The 5,303-nt window shown below is 61.7% G+C and carries 4 protein-coding genes and 2 pseudogenes; 3 read left to right on the top strand and 3 right to left on the bottom strand.

The window, feature by feature from the left end:
* Together HMPREF9538_RS09660 and HMPREF9538_RS09665 are read left to right on the top strand one after the other, a co-directional pair.
* Window positions 1-963: pseudogene (locus HMPREF9538_RS09660) on the top strand (FAD-NAD(P)-binding protein); the annotation flags it as partial.
* Window positions 964-1,070: 107 nt separating this feature from the next.
* Window positions 1,071-2,171 carry an NADH:flavin oxidoreductase/NADH oxidase gene (locus HMPREF9538_RS09665; RefSeq protein ID WP_009485565.1) on the top strand — a complete coding sequence of 367 codons (1,101 nt, stop codon included), beginning with the start codon at window positions 1,071-1,073 and terminating at the stop codon, window positions 2,169-2,171.
* A 231-nt stretch (window positions 2,172-2,402) separates the two neighbouring features.
* Here the strand turns inward: HMPREF9538_RS09665 and HMPREF9538_RS09670 are convergent, their stop codons facing one another.
* Together HMPREF9538_RS09670 and HMPREF9538_RS09675 are read right to left on the bottom strand one after the other, a co-directional pair.
* Window positions 2,403-2,936 carry an E3 ubiquitin--protein ligase gene (locus HMPREF9538_RS09670; protein WP_171805145.1) on the bottom strand — a complete coding sequence of 178 codons (534 nt, stop codon included), beginning with the start codon at window positions 2,934-2,936 and terminating at the stop codon, window positions 2,403-2,405.
* Between the two features lie 64 nt (window positions 2,937-3,000).
* Complete coding sequence (locus HMPREF9538_RS09675) at window positions 3,001-3,891, bottom strand: LysR family transcriptional regulator (protein WP_004218747.1); 891 nt, start codon at window positions 3,889-3,891, stop codon at window positions 3,001-3,003.
* Between the two features lie 174 nt (window positions 3,892-4,065).
* On the opposite strand from HMPREF9538_RS09675, the gene HMPREF9538_RS09680 reads away from it, so the two are divergent.
* Window positions 4,066-5,043 (top strand): NAD(P)H-dependent flavin oxidoreductase, encoded by a 978-nt coding sequence (locus HMPREF9538_RS09680; protein ID WP_004179941.1) that lies wholly within the window; start codon window positions 4,066-4,068, stop codon window positions 5,041-5,043.
* 32 nt (window positions 5,044-5,075) lie between these two features.
* Here the strand turns inward: HMPREF9538_RS09680 and HMPREF9538_RS09685 are convergent.
* Window positions 5,076-5,303, bottom strand: a pseudogene (locus HMPREF9538_RS09685) (M20/M25/M40 family metallo-hydrolase); the annotation flags it as partial.

The raw sequence follows: 5,303 nt of genomic DNA, 5'->3' as shown, positions 1-5,303 counted from the left end.
TTTTTCCATACCGAGGACGACAAAACGACCCATTTTTCCCTTCATCCAGGCAGCGAAGCGCTGGAGATCACCCTGATGTCACGCCACGGCGTGCTGCCGGAGGCCGATTTTTACTGCCCGATCCCGTGGGAGCCGCTGGAGATTGCCACTCCCGCCGCCCTCGAAGCGGCCATTGCGGAGGGTAGCGACGCTCTGTTAGATCGGATTTTTGAGCTGATCGTTAAAGAGCTGGAATATGCTGCCCCCGACTGGAGCGAGGCGATCGGGCTTCGTCAGCTGACGCCTGACAGTATCGCCGACGCCTGGTTTGCCGACCGCCTCACCCATGACCCCTTTCAGTGGGCGCAGCGCAATCTGCAGGAGGTGGAGCGCAATAAGCGCGAACACCACACGGTGCCCTGGCGCTATGCCATTCTGCGCCTGCATGAGGCGATTGAAACCGTGGTGCCGCAGTTCAACGACGCGGACAGCCGTCGCTTCCGCCAGGGCCTCGCTCGGGTATTTATCGATAACTACGCCGCCATTCCGCCGGAGTCCATACGTCGGCTGCTGGCCTTGCACCGGGCTGGCATTCTGCGGATCCTGACGCTGGGCGAAGATTATGAGCTGCAGCGGGAGCCTGACCGGACGCTGATTGTTCATCATCGTCAGCGCTGCGAATTCGATGTCTTTATCGATGCCCGCGGACAAAAAGCGCTGAAAACCCGGGATCTGCCCTTCCCTTCACTGCGCCAGCAGCTGCTGGCCTGCGGCGACGACATTCCGGACGTCGGTGATGACTACACGCTGCAGGCGCCGGAGACAGTGCGCGGCCGGGTCGCCTTCGGCGCTCTTCCCTGGCTGATGCACGATCGCCCCTTTGTGCAGGGGCTGACGGCCAGCGCCGAGATTGGCAGCGCAATGGCCCGCGCCGTGTCGCAGCAGGCCGCCGGCCGACGGCGCCGTCTCTGGTATATCGAATAGCGGAGCGCTTAAGCGCAATATCCGAATACTGGGGGGGTGAACAGGCGTGCTATAAACAGCAACTGTCCGTCCCCTGCACGACCACGTTTAACATTTACGAGGTATTCATGAGTCATCTTTTTAGCGCGACGCGAATTGGTCAACTCACCCTTGATAACCGTATCGTTATCGCCCCGATGTGTCAGTACTCCGCCGACGAGGGTAAGGCGACCTCCTGGCACCGGATCCATCTTGGCCAACTGGCTTTCTCCGGCGCCGGCCTGTTAATTCTGGAAGCCACGGCGGTAGAGCCTGCGGGGCGTATTTCCCCGGGGGATCTGGGGCTGTGGGATGATGAAACCGAAAACGCCCTGCGCGGCGTAGTCGAAGATATTCGGGCCTGGTCGCCGATCCGTCTGGGGATCCAGCTGGGTCATGCCGGACGCAAGGCATCCTGCGCCGCCCCCTGGCTGGGAGGCCATCAGCTGGCGCTCAACGATGGTGGCTGGCAGACCGTCGCCCCTTCCGCCGTGGCGTTTCACGATGGCGATCGCGCCCCCGCTGAACTGAGCCATGCCGATATGGCGCGCATCAAAGCGGCCTTCGTCGCCAGCGCGCTGCGCGCCCAGCGGCTGGGCTTTGAGCTGATTGAACTGCACGCCGCCCACGGCTATCTGCTGCACCAGTTTCTCTCGCCGCTCAGCAACCAGCGCCGCGACGAGTACGGCGGTTCGCTGGAGAACCGAATGCGCTATCCGCTGGAAGTCTTTAAGGCGATCCGCGAGGCAGTGGGCAACACCATGGCGGTGGGCGTCAGGCTGTCGGCTACCGACTGGGTCGAAGGCGGCTGGGACTGCGAGCAGTCCATTAAGTTTAGCCAGCAGCTGGAAACGCTGGGCAGTGACTATATTCACGTCTCCAGCGGCGGTTTGTCGCCGCAGCAGGCGATCACCGTTGGGCCGGGATACCAGTTGCCTTTCGCCCGCGACATTCGCCAGCAGGTAGCCATCCCGGTGATTGGCGTGGGGCTGATCACCGACCCGCAGCAGGCGGAAGCGGCGCTGGAGAATGGCGATGCCGACCTGATCGCCCTCGCCCGCGCGGTACTCTACGATCCGCACTGGCCGTGGCACGCTGCGGCCAGCCTTGGCGCCCAGGTCCGTGTGCCGTCGCAGTATTTGCGCTCGGAGCCGCACGGCCTGAAAGGCACCCTGCTGCCAAACCGTTGAACCCACGGCGGGCATAAAAAAGGGGTATCGTAAGATACCCCTGAGCAGGATGTTATTGCGGTCCATGTGCCGGGCGGCGGCGACGCCTTGCCCGGCCTACAAAAGGGTGATACCCGGTCATTGCGCAGCCAACGCGCTCCTGCGTAGGCCGCGCAAGCGCAGCGCCGCCGGGCAATCTATCAGGCTCCGCTCCCTATATTTCCGGGCGGCGGGTCAGGCAAACACCGCGAGTTACTGCTGTGCGGCAGGCGGCGCGGCGTTCTGTTTATCCTTCGCGATACTGTCCTGGATGGCTTTGGTTTTGCTCGCCGCTTCAGCCGAGAGCTGATTGGCGTCACCGATGGCGTTGTTTTTGATCTGACCCGCCTCTTTGACTATGCGGTCACTTTCCTGCTTTGCGTTCTGCTTCACCGCATCGGCCTGGGCTTTCGCCTGCTGGGCGATGGCGTCCGCCTTCTTGTCCGCCTCGGCCTTGATGGCGCTGGCCTGATCCTTCAGGCGATCGGCCTCGGCGTCAGCCTGGCTTTTCAGCGTATCGATTTGCTTATCCGCATCCTGTTTAATTGCCTGCGCTTTATCCGCCGCGGCATCCTTCATCTGCTCCGCATTATCTTTAGCCTTATCCAGTTTGTTATCAACTTTCGACGCATCATCGCAGCCAAACAGGGTCAGGCACAGGGCGGAAGCGAGTAGTGTTTTATTCCAGAGTTTCATCAGCATTCCCTTACAGGTTAAGTCGTTATCCAGCTTTGTGATTCGTTGCATTAATAGCATTCACATTTTATATATAAACGCTCAGCCGATAGAGTCAAGGCGACAGCGCCGATTGTCAGTCCAGGGTCGCCACCAGCCCCTGCAGCCAGTCGGCAAAGACCCGAACCTTATGCGAGAGATGCCGGTGCGGATAGAGCAGCGACAACGGTCGACGCGGCGCCGGAAAGTCCGGCAAAACTTCCACCAGTTGCCCGCTGTCGATATAAGGTTGCAAAAAGAAACGCATCCCCTGCAGCATCCCCAGCCCCGCCAGCCCGGCAGCAGTAAAGACTTCAGAGTTGTCCAGCACCAGTTTACCGGGAATGGCGATCTGCCTGATGCCCTCCGGGGTCTGGAATCGCCAGGGCATAATCTGCCGGCTGCTGCTGTTCACCCAGTTCACCGCCAGATGCGACTGCAGGTCCTCCAGCGTCGCGGGCGCCCCATAGCGTGCCAGATAGCCCGGACTGGCGCAGGTGGTTAACGCCACCTCCCCCAGCGAACGCGCCACATAGTCGCCATCCTCAAGATCCCCCACCCGCAGCAGGCAATCCAGACCATCGCGCAGCATATCCCGGCGTACGTCGGAGCTGCTGAGGACAATCTCCACCTCCGGATGGGCCTGATAAAAATCCGGCAGATGCGGGATCACCAGCAGCCGGGCAAAGGCGATCGGCATATCAACGCGCAGCTGACCGCGGATCGGCCGGTCCGGCGCGAACGACTCCAGCAGATCGTCGGCCTGGGAGAGCAACGGTTTGCTGCGACGATAAAACTCTTCCCCCTCCGGCGTAAGATACAGACGCCGGGTGGTGCGCTGCAGCAGCCGGACCCCGCTCTCCTGCTCCAGCTGCTGCAGTGCTTTGGTCACCGCCGGTCGGTGGATCTGCAAATTTTCCGCCGCCTGGGCAAAGCTGCCGGCATCGACGATTTCAATAAAAATTTTAATATTTTCAAACAGATTCATTTGCATGATGGCCCGCCTCCCACCTCTTCATCAGTTCACATTATTACTAATTTAATAATAGTGATGAAAGTTTTTGCTCATTTTTTAAAACAATAAAGACGCCTACACTGCCCTCATTGCCGCATCGCTGGGGCGAACACATTTATAACTTATTAACATACAAGGAAAAATAGCATGCAACCTAACCGCGTCGCCCGCATTCTGGGTATTGAAAAACCGGTGGTCCAGGGGCCCCTCTCCTGGCTAACCGATGCTCGTCTGGTGGCGGCCGTCGGCAACGCCGGTGGGCTTGGCGTGCTGGGCCCGAACGCCGGACTGACGGCGGCAACCGCCGTCTCCACCCCGGAGGCCACCGCCGAGAAAATGCGCGAAGAGATCCGCAAAACCAAACAGCTGACGGAGAAACCCTTTGGCGTCAACCTGATCCCGACGGCGGAAAATGACATCTGGACGCCGGCGATCCTCCCGGTGATCAAAGAGGAAGGGGTTAAGGTGGTGGTCTACACCGGCTACGGCGACGGTTCGTTAAAACCGGCGCTGTTCGACGAACTGAAAGCCGCCGGGATCACCATTATCTATCGTGACATCAACCCGACGCCGGAGAACAGCCGCCGCGCGGAGCAGGCCGGAGCGGATATTATTGTCGCCACCGGCTTTGACGAAGGCGGCACGCTGCCGGGTACCGCCCTCGGGACCTTCACCATCGTCCCGCTGATCGTTGACGCGGTACAGCGGGTTCCGGTGATGGCCGCCGGAGGGATCACCGACGCCCGGGGCGCGCGCGCCGTTCATGCCCTGGGGGCGGAGGGCGTCTTCGCCGGTTCGGTATTTATCAGCACCATCGAAAGCCGGGTTCCCGACTCGGTGAAAGCGAAAATTGTGGCCGCCAACGGTCTGGATCTGCGCCTGTTCCGTACCCTGCCGGACTACTACCGCGCGCTGCCCGGCAAACTGAGCGACACACTGGTGGCCATGGACCGGGCCGGCGCCTCCAGGACCGAGCTGGCCCAGGCGATGGGCGGGCTGCGCGGGATGCGGCTGGGCATGCTGGAGGGGAATACCGATGAGGGATATATCTCGGTGGGCGCGGGGATCGGCAACATCCATGCCATCACCTCCGTCGCCGAGGTGGTGAACCAGCTGGCGGTGTAAAGCCGCCAGCCGGGGCACGGTGACCGGCGCGATCAGGCGTCGGCCACCTTCTCTACCGCCCGGGAGAAAGCGTCGATAGCCAGCCCGACGTCGGCGGCGGTCACCGACTCCGCCGGGTGATGGCTGACGCCCCCCAGGCAACGCACAAACAGCATCGCCGATGGCCAGCGCTCGGCGATGGCGATAGCATCATGCCCTGCGCCGCTCGGCAGCGTCAGGGAACGCCCCTGCACCCCCCCCCCCCCCCCCCCCCCCCCCCC

Origin of the sequence: Klebsiella sp. MS 92-3 (genome assembly GCF_000195655.1) — a bacterium.
Classification (GTDB): domain Bacteria; phylum Pseudomonadota; class Gammaproteobacteria; order Enterobacterales; family Enterobacteriaceae; genus Klebsiella; species Klebsiella pneumoniae.
This window is presented reverse-complemented; position numbering and strand designations above follow the sequence as displayed.